Genomic DNA, 18,828 nt, shown 5'->3' with positions numbered 1-18,828 from the left:
GCTTTCTTCTTATTCACTTTAATAAAAAAAGAAAAAAGAAAACATCGAACTTTCTTACAAATATTCGTGCATTCTTACAGTTTTGTCATTTTCTCGTCACTTTGTAAATAGGTTCATCATCTTTCCTTTTGATATATTCATAAACTCTCATATCTACAATTGTGGAAACTCTAATTACACATAAAAAAGAGAAGAACCTTGGTAAGTTCTTCTCTTTTTTTATTAAATTGTAATATAATTACAGTATGTGAAATTATACTATTTTAAGTTTAAAAGCGAAGTGAAAACAATCTTCCGTCCACTTTTGGCATTTATTTAATCGGTTTCTCTGTTTTTAAAACAAATGAACTTAATCCAGGACCTTTAATTTTATTGTCATGGACAACATAAAGTGGTTTACTTCCCGCCTGCTTCCCGTCTACTAGCACTTTCCAAGGACCTTTCGATGGAAGTGTTATTTCAACAGCTTCTCTATTTGCATTGTGAGCCACCGTAAAGTATTCATTTTTATTACCCTCTATTGTATAAGCTACAGTATTTTTAGGAGCATCAATAAATGATACATGTGTTTTTATTTGCTCTGCAGATGTCATTCGAAAAGCTGAGTACTTTTTGCGTAATTCTATTAACCCCTTCATATAATCTACTTCATTGTTAAATGCTACACGGCGTAACCAATCCATTTGGTTAATTGAATCGGGAGATTTGTAACTGTTATGATCACCATATTTCGTGCGCATAAACTCTTGTCCCGCATGTAAGAACGGAATACCTTGTGATGTTAATAAAATCGAAGAAGATAATTTATGCATTTGTTTTCGCACTTCTTCACTGTCACTTGGATTAGTCAACTCAAGTTTATCCCATAATGTATGATTATCATGCGCTTCCACATAAGTTAATACCTGTTCCGGATCTTGATAGGTAGACGAATTTGTATCGTAGTCAATGCCTGCCGTAATGCCTTTTTTCATACGGTCTTCCATGTTTTCCTTTCCATTTACGAATCCATTTTCTTTCTCTTCAAATACACTACCTTTTAATCCATCACGTATATTATCGTTAAAATGAGCAATCCCTTTCATTTTCTTTGCATTTTTTTGATTTGCTTTCAACTCTGCTGCAAGAGGTGTATTTAAATCCCAACCTTCTCCATGCAGTATAATAGAAGGATCAATTTGATTAACAGCTTTACGTATTTCATTCATCGTTTCATAATCATGAATACCCATTAAATCAAAACGGAATCCGTCTAAATTGTACTCTTTTGCCCAATATGTGACGGAATCTATCATAAATTTCCTCATCATTTTTCTTTCTGAAGCAGTATCATTTCCTACTCCGGTTCCATTTGCAAATGTTCCATCTTCATTGTAACGATAATAATAACCTGGAACTAACTTATGAAAATTAGATTCAGTAGCACTATACATATGGTTATACACTACATCCATTACAACACGAAGATTATTATCATGCAGTGTTTGAATCATTTGCTTTAATTCTGTTATTCGAACAGTTGGCTCATATGGATTTGTAGAATAGGATCCCTCTGGAACATTAAAATTTTTCGGATCATATCCCCAGTTATATTGTGGTTCGTTTACATTCTCTTCATTTACTGAAGCATAATCAAATATCGGTAAAAGCTGAACATGTGTAACACCAAGATCTTTCATATGATCAAGTCCTGTTTTTACACCTTCAGGACCTCTTGTTCCTTTTTCTGTTACTCCTAAATATTTCCCTTTCTGCTTAATCCCACTTTCAGGTTGGATGGAAAGATCGCGTACATGTAATTCATAAATAATAGCATCTTCCGGATTTTTTAATTTAGGCTTTTTGTTAGTGTTCCATTTTTTCGGATTTGTTTCTTCTAAATCAACAACCGCACCTTTATCTCCATTTACAGAAGCAGCACGTGCATACGGATCAACTGCTTCCGTCCACTTATCACCAATTTTCACCTTATATGTATAATAGAGACCTTTTTGGTTCCCTTTAAGTTCTGCTTTCCAAGTGCCCTTTTCACCTTGTTGCATGTTTATTTCATTACCTATTTTATCGTTCCATTTTTTATATGTAACTAATTTTGCTTCACTCGCAGTAGGAGCCCATACACGGAACTTTGTATGTTGTGGTGTATATATATTCCCTAAATCGTTACCACCATAATAAAATAAATGATCAAACTCTTCACTACGAATGACTTTACCGATTTCAGTATTTGTATCAGCTACGTTTTCAATTTTAACTTTGTATGTCTGCTTTAAATCAATTTTCTGCTCCGTAATTACTTTCACCTTATTCGTAACATTTCCACTGTTTATATCATAAGGACTAATATTCTTAATTTTAATACCTTCAATTTCAATTTTCTGTTCCTTAATATGAAATGGGACATTAGTCGTTACAGTGATTTCATTGAAACTATCAATCGTTGCTTTTTGAATTGATAGATCCGAAGAAGGCTTAGCGTTATATACCTTTTCATCACCAGAAAGAATCCATACTTCAGCACGACCGTCCTTTATATTTTTAATCCAACGATCCCCACCATCTTTTTCCCACTCATTTGTACGAATGATGAATCCTACACGATTATAGTCACCATCTATATTAATCTTAGCATACTTTCCAAATTCATCTTCACCAGTAAATTCATAAGATGTACCATTTGCACTTTCTCCCCATAACCAAATATTCCAGTCTTTTGTATTTCCAAGCTTCTCTTTGTAATGAATGATAACTTCAGTTGTTTTCGAATTTGAAACTGCATTCACACTTTGAATAGAGAAAACAGATGCGAACATAACAATTATAGTAAGTAATAAAACTGATTTGTTAATTATTCTTTTTATCATTTGCACTACATACACCCTTTCTTTAAATAGCATGAACCTTATATTCTGCTCGTACTACATTACAACTACTTCAATTAATCTAAAAATCTCTTTTATTTCACCCCCATATTGGCTGATTTAACATATGTATTTCAATGATCTTTTAATACGAAAACGTTTGCATTAATGTATAAAAAAATAGGTTTGTTTATGTCTTCATATATTTGTAAATACGAAAAGATCAGGGAAATCATTATAAAACAATCGTTTGTTATCGCTTTCATTTTATAGTACTTTCCGTTAAGAGGTCAATATATTGTTAATTTTCTGTTTTTATACACTATAAACCTTTCATTTTTGACGTAACTTTTAAAGATACCCTCCCTAATTATTGTTAAGTAATTATATTTTCACTAATGCATAGTTACGTAAAAAACAGCTAATGTCCTTTTAAGGATATTAGCTGTTTTTTCATAATGTAATAATATATGAATGATAACTATATTTCTAACTTACTTAATTTTTGCTGCATCAAATGCCTTTTGTACCGCTTGAACTTCAGCTGTATTCGCACCATATTTATTAGTTGCCACTCGAATACATGCTGATCTCAATTCTTTGAAATTAGAAGTCATGTTTAACTCATCTGTATTTGCATAATAGAAAATATCAAACATTTTATCTTCACCAATTCCTTTAACAGTTACTCCGTTATGAGTTCCGCCTTTTGCAATAAGATATGCAACTTTATTAATAATACTTGAATTAAAATGAACGCCACCTTGATCCCATCCATTAAAATCGTTAAATTCACTGTAATCATCTGGATAAGGTACTCCAAGTGAAGATGGAACAGAAGCTGGGTTTTCCATATCACGGAAGACAGATCCAGTTTGTTCTCCCATCGTCCAGTTAAAGCTTCCATTATTTACGTATTTCTCAATAGATGTTCCCATAATATCAGATAGTGCCTCATTAATCGCACCAGATTCACCGTAATATTCAAGATTAGATTCACTAGAAGTAACAGCATGTGTAAATTCATGCCCAGCTACGTCATATGCTTTGACGATAGGATCCCCATATACAAGCATACTACCATTATTAGCACTTAATGCATTCTGCCAATTTTTCGGATCATTCGTATCTCCAGAATCCCAAGCATGTACAACTGAAACTACCTTTTGTCCCTTATTATCAAAGCTATTACGATTGTATTTATCTTTATAAAAATCAAAAACTTTTGTTGCTAAATAATGAGCACTTACTGCTTTTGGATCGTTAAATGTTGTCGAAGTACTAGTTGCTAATGTACCAGGATAATAGCTTTCTTCTTTCGTAATATCTCTGTAATTCACATCATATGTTTCAATTCCTTGCCCTCTTGTATAATCAGCAAGAGCATATTTGCCATTACTTTGTTTAGAAATACCAAATGTACGTGATATACCTAAATCATCTTTTCCTGTTCCAGTTAATGATGTAAGATTGCTTTTTTTACTTTTCTTTAATGCTCCAACTAGTTTTTCACTTGCTTTCAAGTTAGACTCTTGTACCATATTTTTTAACATATCACCATTTTGTGCATTTACTAAATATGTTCCGGAAACATATTTTGGTGTTGCCGCTTCAAATGTAACCTGGTATGCATTGCTAGCCTGTCCATTATTTTCATCAACAAAAATAACTTCCTTAACTTCTGGCTCCGAAATAAAATTGATATCGTTCCCGTACTTCGTATAAATATATTGTTTCGCTTCATCTTTTGATAGATTGATAGGTTTTTTTAATTCTTCTTGTTTCAAATTTTGCGCGCTATCACCTGAAACACTTTTAATAACACCGTCATTATCTACGTGTGCAGTTAATTGATGGCCATATACTTCTTTTCCTTCATATGTTTGCTGTATACGTACAAGTGTAGTCCCATCATATGAATCACGTTTTTGAAGAACTTTATAATCTACTCCAGTTTCTCCATTGACTTGCTTTGAAGAAAGGGCTTGTTTGGTTTTCTCCTTAAGAGCATCTTTTACTACATTCTCTGGTGCCTTTTGTGACGGTTGTGTAAGTTCACCTGAACGGAATGATTCCTCCTGAATTTGAACTTGTAGTTGATCTGTTTCCTCTGCATGACCTACTCCATACGGTGCTACTGCTGTTAAAGCTAAACCTGTTGTTAATGCTACCTTAGTTAACGTCTTTTTGTTTTTCATTTTTTCACCTCGTATAATTTTGAAATAGAAAGCTTGTACAAAGTATACTTCCTGTTTCTGTCGAAAAAAAGGGAAAATACACAATTTATGTAACATTATGCAAAATTACATAATATAAGGACGATGATTCAAATTAAGAACAACTTATATAAGTGCATGAATTTCAATAAAAAAAAGAGCACTTTAAGGTGCTCTTCAAATACGATTATAAATTATGTATTGTGTCATTTATTAGTATATGCTCGTCTCATTTAATTGTTTATTTAATGATTTCTCTACTCAATAACCTTTTAAAAATACATCATCCAATACACCGGTATCCTCTGTTACTGTTTGATTAGCAAATAAAAAATATAGTAAAGATAATGCTAGAAAAAAACATACTACTTATTTGCATTCATATTTATTGGTACTTTTTTAATTGGCACAAATAAATCAACCTTTAATTTTCCTTCTAAATCTTCTGCAATATTATTTAAGCAAAACTCTAAATTATCTCTATCATAATCTGCATCATACTCACTATTTGGTAGCCACTCTGCGTACATGTATTGATACGCTACACTTAATTTATGAGGTTCATCATAGAATTGGTATAGAGCGTATAGACCGCTATCTACACTTTTAAATTGCACATCCTCATGTTGTTCTTTTTCAAAGTTTTCAGGTATGGTCACGCAAGCATCATGTCGGCACATATGGCTTGCAACAAGTTCAGGATTATCTAATGAGATTCCGATAAATGATTGCTCCGGTGGATAAAGTTTATTTTCATTTGCCCACTGTAATAACCTTCCCCAGTGATCTTGTGGTTCAAAATAACTACCAGTTCGTCTTATATAGGCTACTTTTAATGGTGGTAATTTTTTTATAGTCACTTTCATTTACATCAACCCCCTTTAACAAATCTCTACTCTATTTATTTAGCCTTTATTTTCATATATTCCTTCGTAAATAAACAAATTCTATAAATGCATATTCTTTAATTAAAACATAAGTCGTTGTTTTTGAATTGATACTACATTACTAAATTTGTAGAAGTTATAGGTATGTAAAATTTTATTTCAACTCTAAATAAAGAATCTCTTTCATCGTTCTAGCAACTTACTAGAAATATAATAATGAAAAGCAATGTTCTTTTAATTTATCATTAAATAAATGTAAAAAATGCCTCTATTCACTCATTTTTCATGCGTATGTATGTACATTTGTTAATTTATTCGATATATTATGTGTATTGAATGATTACGAAAAGCTTATAGGTCGCTAAAAAACACCTTATATTTTTATATCCATGAAAACTACAAAATGTATAAAATTCCATTTGTCAAATGAATTTAATGCGGAAGGAGGTTTGTGGTTACTTCATCGGGATATAATAATCAGTTTTAAACTGATAAAAATATAGGAGGCGACATTATGTTTCGTACGATTTCAAATTTCATGAGAGTAGCTGAGATAAGAAGGAAAATCCTTTTTACATTAGCGATGTTAATTGTTTTCCGAATTGGCACGTTTATTCCAGTTCCTCATACTAACGCAGAGGTATTAAAAGTACAAGATCAAGCTAACGTTTTAGGTATGCTAAACGTATTTGGTGGAGGAGCACTGCAACACTTCTCAATCTTTGCTGTAGGTATTACACCTTATATTACAGCTTCCATCATAGTACAATTACTACAAATGGACGTTATACCTAAATTTTCGGAATGGGCAAAGCAAGGAGAAATGGGCCGTAAGAAGTCAGCTCAATTCACTCGATACTTTACAATCATTCTCGCATTCATACAAGCCATTGGGATGTCTTATGGCTTTAATAATATAGCAGGTGGACAATTAATAACAGATCAAAGCTGGACTACATACTTATTTATTGCGACAGTTTTAACTGCAGGTACTGCATTTTTACTTTGGTTAGGTGAACAAATTACCGCTAACGGAGTTGGTAATGGTATTTCGATGATTATTTTCGCAGGACTTGTTGCAGCGATTCCAAATGTTGCGAACCAAATTTATTTGCAACAATTTCAAAATGCAGGCGATCAATTATTCATGCACATCATAAAGATGGTCTTAATTGGTCTCGTAATTTTAGCGATAGTTGTTGGGGTTATTTACATACAACAAGCAGTGCGTAAAATACCGATTCAATATGCAAAAGCTGTTTCAGGCAACAATCAATATCAAGGAGCAAAAAACACTCATTTACCTCTTAAAGTAAATAGTGCTGGTGTAATTCCAGTAATCTTTGCTTCTGCATTTTTAATGACGCCGCGTACAATTGCGCAGCTTTTCCCTGATTCAAGTGTATCAAAATGGATAGTTGCTAATCTGGATTTTGCACATCCATTTGGAATGACACTTTATGTCGGTCTTATCGTTGCTTTCACATACTTCTACGCATTTATTCAAGTAAATCCCGAACAAATGGCTGAGAATTTGAAAAAACAAAATGGATATGTGCCTGGTATTCGTCCTGGTAAGTCAACAGAACAGTATGTAACTAAAATTTTATACCGTTTAACATTTATCGGCGCGATTTTCTTAGGTGCAATTTCAATTTTACCGCTTGTATTCACAAAGATTGCTACATTACCACCTTCTGCTCAAATTGGTGGTACAAGCTTACTTATCATTGTCGGTGTAGCACTAGAAACTATGAAGACTTTAGAAAGCCAGCTTGTAAAACGTCATTATAAAGGCTTTATTAAAAAAGTGAATTAATTATAAAAAACACACTATGGTTTAAAGACATAGTGTGTTTTTTATTTTATATAAATATCGCCATTAATTCTTGATTTTAAAATCCTTATTATTGTGCATGTAAAATACCTTGAAGTACAACCTCTAATCCCCAGCGGAACCTTTCTTCTCCACCAGACAACATATCCTCTTGTAAACTTACAATCATCGGATACTTTACTTCATCTAATGTTTCGTACGAAGCGCGAATTGCGTCAAGTGTAGCTCCCTTTTCTTTACGTGCTGTTTGTTCATATGCGACTGAAGCAGCATATAACAGTAGAATATCTACTCCCCATGCTGATGATTTCGCATTCACTCCTCCTACGTATAATTGGTGCAAAATCTGTTCGGTAAGAGCTAACGAATTTGGTCCAATTGGAATTGTCATTAAAGCCAATTCCGCCATTCCAGGGGAATTAAACAAAATTCTGAAATATGAATATACAAGTTCAAATAATGCTTTTTTCCATGCCTCATTTTTGACATCTATTTCTTCAATTTTTCCTAGACCATAGTCTAATACAAACGCTCTTAATTCATCAGCATTTTTAACATAAACATATAAAGAAGATGGTCCTGTATCTAGCACTTTTGCAATTTTTCTCATACTAAGACCTGATGTCCCTTCAGATTTCAGGAGGTTATATGCAGTTTTCACAATAATTTCTTTACTCAATGGTTCTTTTGCTGGTCGCGAACGACGGCTATTCGTTGTATTTGTTTTCTCTTTCATAGTTCTCCTTAATTACATTCAGTTTTATTGTTGTTCATGAAGTTGATTCATAAGATTATACATTTTAATAGCAGCATCTTCTGAAAAACAAATTTCCAGGTTATCATTTGAAATAGTAGCAGATTGTGAAGAATAATCGTACATTTTTCCTTCATAATTTTTGATTGCTTCGTTCAAATCGTCATATTTTACAATAGCTAGTGCAAGTTCTGCCGCATCACGCATAGCTAGGTTCACACCTTCTCCAGCAAATGGAGACATTAAATGAGCAGCATCACCAATTAAAGTAACACCAGGTGTACTATTCCAGGTTAGCCCCACAGGTAACATATAAATTCGTCTAGGAAAAATTGCACCATCTGCACATCTAATATAATTTTTAAGAGTTTCATCCCAGTCCTCAAAATATTGTAGAAGTTGACTCTTTGCTTCTTCTAAATTTTCAAATGCAATCCCACAATTATCAAGCCATTCTTTATTCATTCTAAAACTTAAGTATACTCGAATACTGTCATCTCCATTTAACTGTGCCAAAATACCTTTTTGATCCGAAAGTGCAAAGACTTTACCACGTCGATTAAACTCCGCTATTTCCGGATGTTTTTTCGTGACATTTTGTAAATTCAATTCAATCATACTAATTCCAGTATATTGCGGTACCGAATCTGTGACAAGTGGGCGAATTCGTGAAAAAGCTCCATCTGCCGCTACAACTAAATCCACAATATCTACATGTCCATTTTCAAAATGAAGTTTATGCATACCGTTTTCTAGAGAAACGGCTTTTATTAAATTATATCCCCAACGTATACATTCTGAATCAACAGAGTTTAAAAGCAACTCACGCAAAGTACCACGATCTATTTCAGGACGATCCCCGCCAGCTGAATCTGCTTCTTCATCTAAATATATATTTCCACTCTTATCAAATAAACGAAAGTCTTCTCCCTCATATCTAGCAAGTTCATAAAATCGCTCTAACAACCCTGCTTCTTTTAACGCCTCTTGACCAGAATCATGATGGATATCTAATGAACCTCCTTGTTGACGACTCATTGGTGATGTTTCTTTTTCATACACCACACTTTTTAAACCATGTTTTTGTAATATACGAGCTAATGTTAATCCTCCTGGTCCAGCACCTATAATGGCAATTCTTTTTTTCGTATTGTTTGTTCTTTCCATCATTAATCACACCTTATATGTTTTTGAATTACTTGTTCTATTTAAAACACAACGAACACCGTTCGTAAAGTACACCGTTCGTTAATGTCACAAGGAAATTATGGAAACATATCCAATAAAGAAAACATGCTACAAATTGGTAATAGCATGTTTTTTGTTTCATCTATTTATTTAAGTTTTTAAAATACTTCAGGCGTTTCTATTTAAAGCTCCTTCTTTAATAACTTCCCTTGCTTAAAATAAGCTCCAATTGTTGTACGGTTTGCTAAAAATACACCTATCAAAATGAAACAAGCACCTAATCCCATTGCTGGATTTAAGGGTTCTCCTAATACGATATACCCTACGATAATTGCTATTAATGGTGATACATATAACCACGTCGATGGAAATACTGGATTTGTTTTTGATAAGAGCCAATAATATAATCCGTGCCCACCAATTGATCCGATAAAGATAAGATATAAAATAGGCCATTGTACACTCCATGAAGTTAATACAGTTACATTTGGCTGTTCTACAATTATTGATGCAATTAGTAGTAAAATCCCTCCATAAAACATTTGAATACCGTTAATAAGAAAAGGTGATACATTTGATAAATCTGAAAGTATTTCTTTCGAACGAATAGAGCCTATTCCGTAAAATAACTCACCTATAACTAAAACAATACAAGCAATACTCCATATAAAACTTACTTGTTGATGCATTCCTGGTAAAGAAACAAATGTAACACCTATTAGTGCAATAACTAAAGCGACAAGTTGTTCCTTTTGTAATTTCTCCCTATTCCTCTTTGTCTGTATTAACAAAATCATCATTGGTCCTGTAGCAGAAAGAACAGCAGCTAATCCTGAAGAAATATATTGTTCTGACCAATACAAGCTTGCGAATGTCATGAATGTTAAACAAAATCCAGCATACATAATACGTTTTGAAAATACATGTGGCATAATTTCTTTTCGCTTTAACTTAAATATAACCATTAAGATTACTCCTGCTAAAAAGAAACGAATTCCCGCTGAAAATAATGGGGGCGCTCCTGCTTCAATTCCAATCTTTATCGTTAAAAATGTTGTCCCGAAAATAATACATACTAAAATGTAATTAAAAATGACCATTTTTCTTCCTCCTTTTTACTCTTAAAATGAGTATAGAGGGTATGGTGTATAACAGTGTATCGGTACATATAACAGTTACTTCAAGTTGTAGTTGATTCCCTATATATTTTTCGATTTAATTAAATTAAAAAGAAAAATAGGTGAAACTATGAAGATTGTATTGCGTAAAGAATCAAACATACCGTATTACAAGCAAATATATATGCAAATTGTTGAAAGAGTACAAAGTGGTATGCTTTCACATGGTGAATCCCTTCCCTCTTTACGTTGTATGGCCACAGATTTACAAATCAATGTATTAACTGTTCGTAAAGCATATAAACAGTTAGAAACGAAAGGGTATATACACATCGAACAAGGAAAAGGTGCTTACATATATAAACGGGTAAAGAAAGATTTCAAACCAATCCCGTATAAATGGCAACAAACGAAAACGATTAATGTTATGCGTTCTCAATATGCAATGAATAAGCACCGTAAATATTATAATTTTTCACAAGCGATTCTGTATCCTCGTCTGTTACCAAATCCATTTTTGGCAGACGAAATGCATAAATTGCTGGATAAAAATCCGATGTTGTTAGCAACTTATGGGCCAGTTCAAGGCGATTATGAACTGCGAGTTGAAATAGCAAATTACTTACATGAACACCAAAAATTAGTGACAGATCCATCTCAGTTATTAATTACAAGTGGAGCACAACAAGGCATTGATTTAATTGCTCAAACATTATTAAAACCTGGTGATATTGTATTAGTAGAAAGTCCATGTTACAGTGCTGCACTTGATATTTTCATCAATAAAGGTGTTCAAATCATTCCCGTTTCTCTTGATGAGCATGGAGTTCGCTCCGACTTAATCGATGATATTTGTCAAAGTAAAAATCCCGTTTTATTGTATACGAATCCAACTTTCCAGAACCCAACAGGTTCAGTAATGAGTAAAGAACGGAGAATGGAACTTATAGAACTAGCAGAGTTATATCAATTTTTTATCATTGAAGATGATTCTTTCGGTGAAATATATTTTGAGGGTGCGACTGTTCCCCCTCCTATCAAAAATTTTGATACAAATGGCCATGTACTATATATAAAAGGATTTAGTAAAACGTTAGCACCAGGATTGCGTATCGCAGCACTTATTGCCGATGGCCCTATTTTTGAATGGCTATATGCAGTAAAAGGTTCAATGGATATCGGTAGTCCTTTATTAACACAAAAAGCACTTCTACCGTTTTTACGTGCAGAACGTATGAAAAACCATTTAGAAAAATTACGTACAGCTTTACAAATGAGACGTGATTTAACAATTGATATATTATCGCCATTAAAAGAACTGAACTTTGAAATACCAAATGGTGGTTTTAATTTATGGATTACTCTTCCCGATTCGATAGATCCCTTTACCTTATTACAAAAAGCAAATGAAGTAGATGTCTCTTTTTTACCAGGAACAGCTTGTCTATTAAATCCCGAAACAAATAATAATCATTTAAGAATTAGCTATTCGATGTTAAATGAAAAAGATATGATAATTGGATTAGAGAGATTACATGATACAATGCGAAAGTTTATGCTATAAAAGCAAATACCCCAAAATATTTTGGGGTATTAAATTCTGAAGCGTTCTAATTGCTTTTTATTACATAAAACTTACCATATAAATAATATTTTCATTATCATTCCATTTTAATTACAATTTTACCTCTAACATGCTGACCTTCACTCAAAATATGAGCTTCTCTAATCCCTTCCTCACTAAACGGTATAACTTTACTTATAATTGTTTTTACTTTTCCATGTACAATTAAATCTGATAATGCTTCTAATTGTTTTCCGTTTGGTTTTAGCCATAAAAAACCTGATTTTATCTCTTTTACTTTTTGAATTGGTTCATGGACAATCGAAACTAATACACCACCAGGTTTTAAAATTTGAAAGCTTTTTCCTTGTACTTCCCCACCTATTGTATCTAATACAATATCAAAATCTGATAGTAATTCTTCAAATTTATCTTTTTTATAATCAATAACGAGATCTGCCCCTAAAGACTTTAAAAACTCTTCATTCTTACTACTGGCAGTTGTCGCAACAAAAGCTCCAAATGATTTTGCGATTTGGATTGCTAAACTTCCAACTCCACCAGCTCCAGCATGAATAAGTACTCGGTCATGTTTTTTTATTTTTGCGTAATCTACAAGACTTTGCCAAGCAGTAAGTCCTGCAAGAGGAATAGAAGCTGCCTCTTCAAAACTCAGATTTGTAGGCATATAGGATACTAAATCCGATTTTACTGTAATGAATTCAGCATAAGAGCCCTGCCCTATATTTTCAGGTTTCGTATACACCTTATCTCCTATTTTGAAACATTCTACATCTTCCCCAATTTCTTCAATAACTCCTGCTACATCTAGCCCTAAAATGATTGGAAATGAAAAACGCAACTGTTCTTGTAAGTCTCCTTTTCTTATTTTCCAATCAACAGGATTAATAGATGTTGCGAGAATACGTATTAATACCTCGTTATTCTTAACAACCGGTTTTAAAACTTGCCTTTCTTTTAATTCTTCAACACTACCATATTGATCTATAACAATCGCTTTCATTTCCTCTCCCCCTTGCCGTTTATTTTAATAACATACAAATATTTCTCAAATTTTTTTGCCTTGAATTATCATAAACTTATTTTTGGGGGTAATTACGCAAGAAACATAGAAAATCTTACACACACCTTAGAGTCATTCAAAATTGTATTTTTAGTTAAATTCAAAAGAAATGGAGAGAACTCTATGACTGAAAAGATATTTAAAATAAACGGGATTGATATATGTACAGAAAGCTTTGGAAACCCTAAAAATCCTGCTGTTTTATTAATTATGGGTGCTACGTGTTCAATGGTTTATTGGGATGAAGAATTTTGTGAACGATTAGCTAACAGCGGGAAATTTGTTATTCGTTTTGATAACCGTGATGTGGGACGCTCTGTTGCATACGAGCCTGGAACTTCCAATTATACAGTTACAAATATGGCTGAAGATGCAATTGGGGTACTTGATGCTTATCATATTGATCAAGCGCATCTATTTGGGATGTCTTTAGGGGGTATGATTGCTCAAATTGCTGCTGTAAAACATCCCGAAAGAATTTTATCGTTAACATTATTAGCTACAAGTGTAATAGGCTCTGACGATAACACGCGTGATTTACCTCCGATGGATGAAAGAATTTTAACACATCACGCTAATGGTGCACATTTAGATTGGACAAATGAAAAAGTAGTAGCAGAATATTTAGTTTCAGGGTCCCGTCTATTATGCGGGTCCAAACGAACATTTGATGAAAAAAGAGTCTATAAACAAGTAATACAAGAAATAGAACGAGCTAACAATTTATTAAGTATGTTTAATCACGCTTTACTTCAAGGGGATGATGCGTATGAAGGGGTGCTTCACACTATACAAGCACCTACATTAGTCATTCACGGATCAGACGATACAGCACTCCCTTTTGAACATGGTCTCGCACTTATTGATGAAATTCCTAACTCAGTCCTATTAACCCTTGAAGGCGCAGGACATGAGAATCATCCTGATGACTGGGAAGACATCATTCATGCTGTTACTGAACATACAGCTAAAATAATAGATAAATAACGAATAAAAGGGGCACGCCACAATTTGTGCCCCTTTTATTTATTACATGTAAAAAAGCCCATCACTGTATCCGTATGTATAGTGATGGGCAATACTTATATTTTTCTATGTTTAAAAAAATGGACAATCTAATTGGTCAACAGCTTCCCATGATCTTTTTTTAATATTATCGGTGGATTTATTTGCTTCTAGTGGTACGCTTTTAAAAGGATTAACTTCTACTTTTAATAAGGATGATGGCTCCACGTATAACGAGAAAACATGGCTACTTGGTATAGCTTTTGACACATCAATATCTCCTACTTGTTTAAAAAGTTGCTGCGCTGCAAAGAAAAAGAAGTTGGTTGGATTTGATTGTTTATTCAGCCATGCAAGCATTTCAGGTGATACTGACTTATGAATATTAATTTTTACTCGGTCACCACGTTTATATCGCCTAGATCGCATACTTCCACCAACTAACTTATTGTTAAGTTTGTAAATCCTAACTCTTTTTGCTTATGCTCTCTATATTTTGGTGAACAAGTGTAGACTAATAATCCACGTGCATTTGTAAATAATGGATTATCTACAAAGATTACATTTGTTAAACGCCCTTTTTGTTTTAAAATCATTTTCAGACTATTTTTTATGATAACTGCGCCCCCGCCATAAATAAATACATATGGATCGTCTTTCATATCATCAATTTTGTTAATAATATCCGTTGCAACACGCGCTGCTAAACCTAATAGTGCTGGTTGTGATTCCTCAACTAATAATGCATTTCTAGGGTGTTTATCATTTAAATAAATTTGATTGAATTCTGTAATACTATCAATTGTCTTTGTTGGATACTTCCGGTTCCATCTCGTAATAATTTGTAGTAACGTTTCTTTCACACCGTACGATAAACCCTTACTTAGTTGTGGTCTAAAGTTTACACCTAGTGAAACGACTTCTTCTGTCGTTCCTGCGCCAATATCAAAAGATAATAGTGTTTTATCAACAAAATCAATTTCTGACACTTTATTTTGTTCACATTCTATTTTATGTTTCACAACATTTCCTTCTTCATCATATACAATGCCCCATGTCCCAGAAGCACCCTCAGGTAGGCATTTGCAATATTCGATGGAAATATTAATTGTAACATCACGTCCGTTTGGATAATGGAACACAACCTTATGATTCCCCATATAACGTTTCGCATTTTCCGCAGCTATTTCTTGTGTAATAAGCTGCATAGGGAGAGCAACAGATAAATCATAACGAATGTTAATATGACTAGAAGTTGGACTTTGACGCATAGCACTTACCGCTAAACCAGATAGAATCGTAATAACCATTAACTCATCAGTTGACTTATTCGATTTCTTCTCAACTTCAGTACCTTTTAATTGATCTTGAATGACTTTTTCTCCAACGATATACCGCACATTATTTAACATTAACGATGGAGAACTAATGGTCACGTCAATGTGATTTTCTAATTCAGATAATGAAACATCTCCCTCATCTAACAATCCTGTAGGCTCTCCTATATATAAAGCATATATACTCGGAATAAAAATAGGATCTTGCCCTTTCACCATTAACTTCAAACCGTTATTTCCTGCATCAGCACCAGCTTTTAAAAGAATAGACATAACTACCCCCTAAATTAATCTGACATCCCTTCCAAATATATGCGAGCCCATTCTTTTACATTCAAATGTAATGTAATTTTTTATTAATCGCAAAAATAAAATATTATATTATTCCACCCTTTATATAAAAAGTATTTGACATAAAATTTTTCCAATTTTATACTATTAATGTAAAGAGTTTTTTACAACTATGGAGGTGCTATTTCTAAATTGAATCATAAAAAAATTATTTTCATAATTATCGTTTTATCATTAATCGGAGTCCTCATACATGGCGCATATAAATATGTAACAGAAGGTTCCATTTTGGGAGGAACACTATTCGCTATTTCGTTAATACTTGGTAATTTAATTAATCAAATTACTTGGGGAGATCCAAACGGAGTATCGAAAGAAAGCCAAGATGAAATGGGCCAGCAAATTAAATATAAAAGTTTTAAAGTTGCTTATTTTGTACTTATATGCCTTATGTTTTTAATTTTAATAGTATCAGAAGGATTTGCATTTCTATTACTTGATGAAATAAAAAACCTTCCTCTGTTCATCGCGCTTTGTTCTTCATTTTTTATTTACCCTATTGTCGAACTTATAGTCGCAAAACAATATAAATAAAATAGATGAGATTTTCTGTTAGCGGAATGAGAATCATTATCTAATTTTGTTGTCTTACAATCTATTTCCTCTTTATCTACATGATATCATAAGAAAAAAAGAAACAAACATTCGCACTCAAAAAATTACTATGGGGGAAACAAGAGAGTTCAGCCTACCTTCTGACGGCAATTCATCTCCACCTGAATTGTTGGGTTTCACCCGTAACACAAATCAGATGGAGTTTTCTTGCCGAAAAGGACAAAATAATAGATTCACTTGAAAAATGATGATATTGATTCGGTTTACAATGTGCTAAATCATTTTTATAATTCCAAAATTTCTTGTCTAATTCATTAATCAGTTTAAAATGTTCCTCATCTATTTTATTACAATGATTTCTTAATATTGAAATTATAGAATGAATTGTTCGTCGTAAAATCTCTTTTTCATTTTGCGACCAGTCACTAAAAAAACTTACTACTTTGTGACGCAAGGAGTAAGTTTTTCTTTTCATTATTTTATGATAGGTAAATGCATTATGATTTGTTGACCAATTGGTCCCATTCTTCTAAAACCTTTATCTTGGAAGCCAACTTTTTCATATAAATGTTGTGCAGGAATATTTTTTTCATTCACAGCAAGTACAACTTCATTTTTCATCGGAAAATAACGTTGTACAAACTCTTGTAGTAGTGCCAATGACTTTTTGGCATATCCCTTTCTTTGTCTATTGTGGTTTATAGAAAATGAAGTTAAAAGTAAAGCGTTCTCATTTCCTGTGAACTCCTGCACTCTATCTCCTGTTTGCAATGCAAAAAGACCAACAGGTACCCCATTGTAATCTAAAATAACAATCACATTTTTTGTACAATCATTTTTTGCTTTTTTCAATAATTCGGTTGGGTCCGATGTAAATTGAACTTGTTCACTTGGTAAAGTAAATGTTTGTATAACTTCTTTATATTCCTCTTTATACGGAACTAATTGAATTTCCCCTGTATGTATGTTCATGATAAACTCTCCCATTTTCAACTTATTAACTTAAGCCTTGCTGCGCTTTAGAATGCACTTTTCCATCTAAAAAGGTAATTTCAACTAATGCAGTTGGATTGCTTCCTTTCCAAGCAAAAATTTGTTTAATTTGTGTAGAATGTTCTACGCCTTCTTCTATGAGTAAATCCCCTTCAAAACCAATTAAATCTTTCACTTCTTTATAAGTCATTCCTTCATTTATATTTGAAAAATGATTTATGTTAATAGATTCTTTCTTCTGATTTTTCATCACAGTAGAAGAAGTCGCTGTTTGCTTTTTTACTTCTTTCTTCTGTTCACACGCTGTCATACTGAAACCTAAGCATAAACTACATAATATTATTGTGCTTTTTTTCATCATAACAGTTGTCCCTCCCATAATAATTAAACCATATATTCCCTTAAAAATAAACTGAATATTTAATATTATAATGAAAAACCCTGCACAATTTAGTACAGGGTTAAGGTTAACTCTATTTATTCAAATGCTTATTAGATTGGTCATCCTGTTCTTTTCTCAGTTCTTGTTCCTCATCTTTTGGTAATTGTTTATCATTATCTTTAATTGGATTCGTTTCTTTATTTTCAATCATATCATTTGGAACTTGTGGCATTACTCGGCCAACAATTGCTGCTAACTCATCCAGTATACCTTCACCTGTTTTTCCTTTTTTAATTTGTTTTCCAATTTGTTTCAGTCGTTCGTACGTATCAACATCTGCTACAACGACTGCATTAGCACCATCAGGATCGTTTTTTAAACTTTCTGCAACAGAGTATTTAATGGACTCAACGCGAGTTCGATCAAGTTTCGCTTTTACATCAATTCCTACGATAGCATATTTCCCAACTACTACCGCTGTCGCATCATTTACACCTGGCACACTTGCCGCTAAAGATGCTAAATGGTCCGCTGCTTTTTCATTTGGCTTATTTGACTTATTTGTATAATTAACATTTTTCATTGAAACATTTTTTTGCTCGGGCTTTTCGTTTGGATTATCCTTTTTTCCAATACTGCATCCAGTTATTAATAAACAAACCATCAACATATATATTAAAATCTTCATTATTCTCA

At 32.9% G+C, this 18,828-nt stretch carries 16 protein-coding genes and 1 pseudogene; 4 read left to right on the top strand and 13 right to left on the bottom strand.

From position 1 onward, the window contains the following. Positions 1-311: 311 nt before the first annotated feature. The 3 genes from pulA to AC0NJG_RS00930 form a co-directional block, all read right to left on the bottom strand. Complete coding sequence (gene pulA, locus AC0NJG_RS00940; RefSeq protein WP_474062876.1) at positions 312-2,870, bottom strand: type I pullulanase; 2,559 nt, start codon at positions 2,868-2,870, stop codon at positions 312-314. A 485-nt stretch (positions 2,871-3,355) separates the two neighbouring features. Further along, on the bottom strand, positions 3,356-5,059 hold the full coding sequence (locus AC0NJG_RS00935; RefSeq protein ID WP_087997279.1) for a M4 family metallopeptidase: 1,704 nt from the start codon (positions 5,057-5,059) through the stop codon (positions 3,356-3,358). A gap of 383 nt (positions 5,060-5,442) precedes the next feature. Next, positions 5,443-5,943 carry an AraC family transcriptional regulator gene (locus AC0NJG_RS00930; RefSeq protein ID WP_087953519.1) on the bottom strand — a complete coding sequence of 167 codons (501 nt, stop codon included), beginning with the start codon at positions 5,941-5,943 and terminating at the stop codon, positions 5,443-5,445. 535 nt (positions 5,944-6,478) lie between these two features. Here AC0NJG_RS00930 and secY point away from each other — a divergent pair. Then, positions 6,479-7,783 carry a preprotein translocase subunit SecY gene (gene secY, locus AC0NJG_RS00925; RefSeq protein ID WP_087997278.1) on the top strand — a complete coding sequence of 435 codons (1,305 nt, stop codon included), beginning with the start codon at positions 6,479-6,481 and terminating at the stop codon, positions 7,781-7,783. A gap of 88 nt (positions 7,784-7,871) precedes the next feature. Here secY and AC0NJG_RS00920 read toward each other — a convergent pair whose 3' ends face one another. The 3 genes from AC0NJG_RS00920 to AC0NJG_RS00910 all read right to left on the bottom strand — a co-directional run bounded on the left by AC0NJG_RS00920 (position 7,872) and on the right by AC0NJG_RS00910 (position 10,843). Beyond that, positions 7,872-8,537: a TetR/AcrR family transcriptional regulator gene (locus AC0NJG_RS00920; RefSeq protein ID WP_087953517.1), complete on the bottom strand. Its 666-nt coding sequence runs from the start codon at positions 8,535-8,537 to the stop codon at positions 7,872-7,874. 24 nt (positions 8,538-8,561) lie between these two features. After that, positions 8,562-9,725: an FAD-dependent oxidoreductase gene (locus AC0NJG_RS00915; protein WP_474062757.1), complete on the bottom strand. Its 1,164-nt coding sequence runs from the start codon at positions 9,723-9,725 to the stop codon at positions 8,562-8,564. A gap of 200 nt (positions 9,726-9,925) precedes the next feature. After that, positions 9,926-10,843 (bottom strand): DMT family transporter, encoded by a 918-nt coding sequence (locus tag AC0NJG_RS00910; protein WP_087953515.1) that lies wholly within the window; start codon positions 10,841-10,843, stop codon positions 9,926-9,928. Positions 10,844-10,991: 148 nt separating this feature from the next. On the opposite strand from AC0NJG_RS00910, the gene pdxR reads away from it, so the two are divergent. Beyond that, complete coding sequence (gene pdxR, locus AC0NJG_RS00905) at positions 10,992-12,425, top strand: MocR-like pyridoxine biosynthesis transcription factor PdxR (RefSeq protein ID WP_087997276.1); 1,434 nt, start codon at positions 10,992-10,994, stop codon at positions 12,423-12,425. Between the two features lie 97 nt (positions 12,426-12,522). Here the strand turns inward: pdxR and AC0NJG_RS00900 are convergent, their stop codons facing one another. Then, the gene (locus AC0NJG_RS00900) at positions 12,523-13,449 is read right to left on the bottom strand and encodes an NADP-dependent oxidoreductase (protein WP_087953513.1); all 927 of its coding nucleotides are present in this window, start codon (positions 13,447-13,449) and stop codon (positions 12,523-12,525) included. 183 nt (positions 13,450-13,632) lie between these two features. On the opposite strand from AC0NJG_RS00900, the gene mle reads away from it, so the two are divergent. Then, positions 13,633-14,496 carry a BCA family alpha/beta fold macrolide esterase gene (gene mle, locus AC0NJG_RS00895; protein ID WP_087953512.1) on the top strand — a complete coding sequence of 288 codons (864 nt, stop codon included), beginning with the start codon at positions 13,633-13,635 and terminating at the stop codon, positions 14,494-14,496. A 111-nt stretch (positions 14,497-14,607) separates the two neighbouring features. Here the strand turns inward: mle and AC0NJG_RS00890 are convergent, their stop codons facing one another. Both AC0NJG_RS00890 and AC0NJG_RS00885 read right to left on the bottom strand, forming a co-directional pair. Continuing rightward, positions 14,608-14,943 carry a hypothetical protein gene (locus AC0NJG_RS00890; protein ID WP_087953511.1) on the bottom strand — a complete coding sequence of 112 codons (336 nt, stop codon included), beginning with the start codon at positions 14,941-14,943 and terminating at the stop codon, positions 14,608-14,610. An 11-nt stretch (positions 14,944-14,954) separates the two neighbouring features. Continuing rightward, complete coding sequence (locus AC0NJG_RS00885) at positions 14,955-16,124, bottom strand: ParM/StbA family protein (protein WP_000025611.1); 1,170 nt, start codon at positions 16,122-16,124, stop codon at positions 14,955-14,957. Between the two features lie 210 nt (positions 16,125-16,334). On the opposite strand from AC0NJG_RS00885, the gene AC0NJG_RS00880 reads away from it, so the two are divergent. Then, positions 16,335-16,736 (top strand): hypothetical protein, encoded by a 402-nt coding sequence (locus AC0NJG_RS00880; RefSeq protein ID WP_087953510.1) that lies wholly within the window; start codon positions 16,335-16,337, stop codon positions 16,734-16,736. A gap of 172 nt (positions 16,737-16,908) precedes the next feature. Here AC0NJG_RS00880 and AC0NJG_RS00875 read toward each other — a convergent pair. The 4 genes and pseudogenes from AC0NJG_RS00875 to AC0NJG_RS00860 form a co-directional block, all read right to left on the bottom strand. Beyond that, positions 16,909-17,181: pseudogene (locus tag AC0NJG_RS00875) on the bottom strand (hypothetical protein); the annotation flags it as partial. Between the two features lie 50 nt (positions 17,182-17,231). Then, positions 17,232-17,729, bottom strand: a complete 498-nt coding sequence (locus AC0NJG_RS00870) for a GNAT family N-acetyltransferase (RefSeq protein WP_087953509.1) — start codon at positions 17,727-17,729, stop codon at positions 17,232-17,234. A 25-nt stretch (positions 17,730-17,754) separates the two neighbouring features. Then, complete coding sequence (locus tag AC0NJG_RS00865; protein WP_087953508.1) at positions 17,755-18,111, bottom strand: DUF3862 domain-containing protein; 357 nt, start codon at positions 18,109-18,111, stop codon at positions 17,755-17,757. Positions 18,112-18,223: 112 nt separating this feature from the next. Beyond that, a complete protein-coding gene (locus AC0NJG_RS00860) occupies positions 18,224-18,820 on the bottom strand; it encodes a YhcN/YlaJ family sporulation lipoprotein (protein WP_087953507.1) in 597 nt (198 codons plus the stop codon). Positions 18,821-18,828: the final 8 nt, after the last annotated feature.

This window comes from Bacillus sp. SSR7 (assembly GCF_055902415.1).
This window is presented reverse-complemented; position numbering and strand designations above follow the sequence as displayed.

What these genes read in the sequence shown, in the direction of transcription:
- mle (WP_087953512.1), top strand. Translation starts at nt 13,633, where the DNA reads ATGACTGAAAAGATATTTAAAATAAACGGGATTGATATATGTACAGAA.
- AC0NJG_RS00935 (WP_087997279.1), bottom strand. Translation starts at nt 5,059, where the DNA reads ATGAAAAACAAAAAGACGTTAACTAAGGTAGCATTAACAACAGGTTTA.
- AC0NJG_RS00890 (WP_087953511.1), bottom strand. Translation starts at nt 14,943, where the DNA reads ATGCGATCTAGGCGATATAAACGTGGTGACCGAGTAAAAATTAATATT.
- AC0NJG_RS00930 (WP_087953519.1), bottom strand. Translation starts at nt 5,943, where the DNA reads ATGAAAGTGACTATAAAAAAATTACCACCATTAAAAGTAGCCTATATA.
- AC0NJG_RS00865 (WP_087953508.1), bottom strand. Translation starts at nt 18,111, where the DNA reads ATGATGAAAAAAAGCACAATAATATTATGTAGTTTATGCTTAGGTTTC.
- pdxR (WP_087997276.1), top strand. Translation starts at nt 10,992, where the DNA reads ATGAAGATTGTATTGCGTAAAGAATCAAACATACCGTATTACAAGCAA.
- AC0NJG_RS00920 (WP_087953517.1), bottom strand. Translation starts at nt 8,537, where the DNA reads ATGAAAGAGAAAACAAATACAACGAATAGCCGTCGTTCGCGACCAGCA.
- AC0NJG_RS00885 (WP_000025611.1), bottom strand. Translation starts at nt 16,124, where the DNA reads ATGTCTATTCTTTTAAAAGCTGGTGCTGATGCAGGAAATAACGGTTTG.
- AC0NJG_RS00870 (WP_087953509.1), bottom strand. Translation starts at nt 17,729, where the DNA reads ATGAACATACATACAGGGGAAATTCAATTAGTTCCGTATAAAGAGGAA.
- AC0NJG_RS00915 (WP_474062757.1), bottom strand. Translation starts at nt 9,725, where the DNA reads ATGATGGAAAGAACAAACAATACGAAAAAAAGAATTGCCATTATAGGT.
- AC0NJG_RS00900 (WP_087953513.1), bottom strand. Translation starts at nt 13,449, where the DNA reads ATGAAAGCGATTGTTATAGATCAATATGGTAGTGTTGAAGAATTAAAA.
- AC0NJG_RS00860 (WP_087953507.1), bottom strand. Translation starts at nt 18,820, where the DNA reads ATGAAGATTTTAATATATATGTTGATGGTTTGTTTATTAATAACTGGA.
- secY (WP_087997278.1), top strand. Translation starts at nt 6,479, where the DNA reads ATGTTTCGTACGATTTCAAATTTCATGAGAGTAGCTGAGATAAGAAGG.
- AC0NJG_RS00910 (WP_087953515.1), bottom strand. Translation starts at nt 10,843, where the DNA reads ATGGTCATTTTTAATTACATTTTAGTATGTATTATTTTCGGGACAACA.